The sequence below is a fragment of the Syntrophorhabdus sp. genome, from assembly GCA_012719415.1.
Classification (GTDB): Bacteria; Desulfobacterota; Syntrophorhabdia; order Syntrophorhabdales; family Syntrophorhabdaceae; genus Delta-02.
In genome coordinates this window covers 1-3,477 of the sequence record JAAYAK010000082.1, presented here as the reverse complement: position 1 = coordinate 3,477, position 3,477 = coordinate 1, and the positions used below count along the sequence as shown (strand labels likewise).

The 3,477-nt window shown below is 60.1% G+C and carries 5 protein-coding genes; all 5 read right to left on the bottom strand.

From position 1 onward, the window contains the following. The coding region (locus tag GXX82_05345) for a sodium-independent anion transporter (GenBank protein ID NLT22452.1) at window positions 1-550 on the bottom strand (550 nt) is incomplete at its 3' end. Window positions 551-645: 95 nt separating this feature from the next. Continuing rightward, a complete protein-coding gene (locus GXX82_05340) occupies window positions 646-1,095 on the bottom strand; it encodes a putative toxin-antitoxin system toxin component, PIN family (GenBank protein ID NLT22451.1) in 450 nt (149 codons plus the stop codon). Next, window positions 1,085-1,324: an antitoxin family protein gene (locus GXX82_05335; protein ID NLT22450.1), complete on the bottom strand. Its 240-nt coding sequence runs from the start codon at window positions 1,322-1,324 to the stop codon at window positions 1,085-1,087. Before GXX82_05335 ends, GXX82_05340 begins: the two co-directional genes overlap by 11 nt. Window positions 1,325-1,536: 212 nt before the next feature. Further along, entirely contained in the window at window positions 1,537-2,895 is a 1,359-nt protein-coding gene (locus GXX82_05330) for a tetratricopeptide repeat protein (protein ID NLT22449.1), read from the bottom strand. A gap of 3 nt (window positions 2,896-2,898) precedes the next feature. Beyond that, window positions 2,899-3,477: hypothetical protein (locus GXX82_05325; GenBank protein NLT22448.1), on the bottom strand; the 579-nt coding region annotated here is incomplete at its 5' end.

Genomic DNA, 3,477 nt, shown 5'->3' with positions numbered 1-3,477 from the left:
GGTCCGCGAGATAGGCCATGTTGGCCACGGTGAGCGCCTTTCCCGTCATGACCCCGAAGGCCCCTTTCACGAGAAGGAGTCCGGTACCGGCAAGAAACCCCCCTATGACAGGATAGGGAACGAACCGTATAAGGTTGCCGGCCTTGAAGTAACCCAAAAGGAGAAAGAAGATGCCCGTCGCGCAGCCGGTGACCGCGATCGTTGCCACGACGGTGACAAAAGCGCCCTCCACGCAGATCTGATTCGGCACCCCTGCCGCGATCGCGGTCGCCATGAGGGCGATGACCGCGGCCGGGATCTCGTGGGGCCGGGCCACGGTGCCCGCGTAGGAACTGGCAAACGCCGTTATCGCGCCGAGAAGGAAGGCCCCGAAGAGTATCAGCTTGACGCCCGTGGCGATGTAGCCGGAGAGCGGGCCGGAGAATATGAGCGCCGAGAAGGCGCACCCCATGGCTATCGTGAGGACGCCGGAGATGAGCCCGGCGGTAAGGACCGTCAGGTACCGGCCAGTCTGCCCGGCCGTGGTTGAGCCACCTGCGCTGTCTGCCATATCTTCGTAACATACAGGGACAGCGACGTATTGTCAATCACAAGGTTGGACGGGATAATCGCGGCTACATACATCCCATGGACGCTGACAATTCGTCACTCGTTAATGATACCGGTCTTGCGAAGGAACTGCGATACCGTTACAACATCGACACGTTTCCTCAAAAGGAAGGACCGTACCGCACCATCATCAAGGAGGTCTCTGTCACCTGTTATCAGGTATCGGGCCTTGCCGCGCACAGCCGCCTCTATCAACCTGTCATCGTCTGGATCCCGACAGAGTCGCATGTTATTCTTGAGCGTGACATGTTCCGACCTGACGGACATGAGATGTGTTAATTCGAAGACTTCCTTCGGCTGGATATTGTACCTGGAAGAAAAGACGGGTCTCGTGAGGACCTTGAAGAGCTCGTTTGATTGTTCCTCCGAGAGTATTGTGATGAACCGATCGTTCCTCCAGGCATCAATGAGTATGGATGGGGAACCGCCGGGAGCGATAAGTGAGGAGATCCATACGTTCGTGTCGATAACGACTCTAACGGGCACGCTTTTCTTCCCGTACCTCGCCAATCGCCTGACGTATGTCCTTATCAATCTCCTTTTTGCTGAACCGCGCGGTCTTGTTTCTCAGTGTTCGGATAGTGGTGTCGAACCGTCTCTGCCAGTCGTCCTCGGAGATGATCTGTATCTGGACCCTTTGCTTGTCTTTCAAGCGCAACTTCTTTACGGGCTTGAAAACTCCCTCTTCGTAGATGGCCTCTATGACTCTTGTCATGTTACTGCTCCTTGCGTGTGTCCCCTTGTCCCGACAGGCCCCGCTTCCTGTAATTCTATATGAAGAAGTGTCCGATATCAACAAGGTAATCACATTCCCGGAAAGCGCCATCAGCCCCTTGGGTCGGGAGGACGGCTACAGCGGCTCTCCCTGCTTCGTCATGCCACTCGAGACCTCAGACGTGAAGAACGTGACCGTCTAGACGCGCGCCGTCACTTGTCCCCGAGCATTCTCAGGTTGTTGCGGGCGTACTCGAAGGTCGGGTCGATCTCAAGGGCGCGGCGGTAGGCGTCGCGTGCCTCTTCCTTCCGGCCTTCCAGGTAATAGGCGTAGCCGAGGTTGTTGTGGGCCCGGGGGTTCCGTGGCGACTTGCGCACCGTGTCCTCCCACAGGGCGATCTCGCTGTGGTACACGCGGTTGCGGGCGATGGTGCAGCCACCGAGCACGATGGCGAGGCACAGGGCAAGGACCGCGAAGGCACGCACACCCTCCTTGAGGCGGAACATAAGCCAGGTCATCGCGACCGACGCCGCGAGGAAGATCCCCCAGCCCGCCTGGTAGAAATGGCGGTCGCTGACCGTGTCGATCCTCGGCACGAGGAGGTTGACGACCATCGTGTGGAGGAAGAACCAGCCTATCCCGAAGGAAAGCCAGGACACTCTCTTCCAGAGGCCCGCAAGTCCCAGCACCGCCAAGGATGCGAGGGCAAAGAGCTGCGGCGAAAACCAGGAGGCGCCGGACACCGAGCCCGGGTCGATGTTCAGCCGCCCCGGCAGGATGAGATGCGAGAGAAGGTCGCCCACCCCCGTGACCTGGTCGAGCAGGTTCGCCCGGAATCCCCTGAGATCGAGGCTGTAGAGAAGGAAGACCCGGTATCGCGGATGCGCGAGCACCACCCCCACCAGGATGGCAAGGACCGCCCAGTGCACGGACTGGCGCTTGAGGACCCTCCCGGCTCCCCTGCCCTCCCCTGCCGAGACCTCCCAGAGAACGAGGGCAAGAGGCAGGGTGATCCCCGTCTCCTTGGTCGCGACGGCGAAAAGGAACATCAGGGGCGACAGCACGTAAAGCAGGACCGTCTTCCCTTCCCGGCCGCCCTTCACGTACAGGGCAAGGCTTCCCAGGTAGAACATGGTCATGAGCGAAGCGCTGCGCCCCGTTATGTACGTGACCGCCTCCGTCCCGATGGGATGGAGCCCGAAGAGAAGGGCCGTCAGACAGGCAGCCGGGTAAAGGGCCCTTTCGGGCACGGTATCGGGCCTGCCCCTGAGAAAACTCATGGTCAAGCTGAAGACAAGGAATACGTTGACGAGATGCACGGCCAGGTTGAAGGCGTGGAAGCCGAAGACACCCGTCCGCGAGGTCTGGCACAGGGTGTAGGTAAACTTGAGCAGGGGGCGTATCCCGTGGAAACAATCCTGCCAGAAGGCAGACCAGGACTCAACTGAAGGGTTGAAGACGATGACGTTGTAGTCATCGAGCTGGAACACCCCGGTAAAAGAGTTCAGATAGGCAATAAGGACCGCGGCAAGCGGTGCGAGCGCGTATCCCGCGCGGCCCGCGTTCGTCACGACCTACTTCCCGAAGAAACCACCGACCTTCTTGAACACATCGACGACTCCCTGCACGGGATTGGCCGGATCGACGGACGGCACCGCTCCCACGGGATTGCCTGAGGATTGACCGCTCCGCCGGGACGTGTATCCCCTGCCCGTCGGCGCCGTCGTGGTCTGGGCCGGGGCGGTGGGAATCTCGGGTCTTCGGGCGACGATCGTCGAACCCGTCGCCTCCGCGAGAGGTATCTCCTTGCCTCCCACCGCATTGTAAACGATCGCCTTCAGGTTGTAGGTCGTGGCATAGTCCACGCGCAGGTTGAGAGACTCTCCCTGGCCCAGGAATTTCGTGCCTCCCACGTACATCCACCTGTATCGAAGGTTTCCCTTTACCCAGGGCGCCGCGTCGACGCTCACCTGGAAGAGAACGTTGTCGCCCACGAAGGCGGCGGGCGGATTATACATGTGGACGCTCCTGATAACGGGAGGGATATCCTCGATGAGCTTCGTATGGTCCGCGTTCCAATCCACGGCCCCGTGCTCCGACACGTAGATGGGGCCGAGATAGTTGTCGGCGTCCATCGTGAACCAGACCTTTCC

What these genes read in the sequence shown, in the direction of transcription:
- GXX82_05335 (NLT22450.1), bottom strand. Translation starts at nt 1,324, where the DNA reads ATGACAAGAGTCATAGAGGCCATCTACGAAGAGGGAGTTTTCAAGCCC.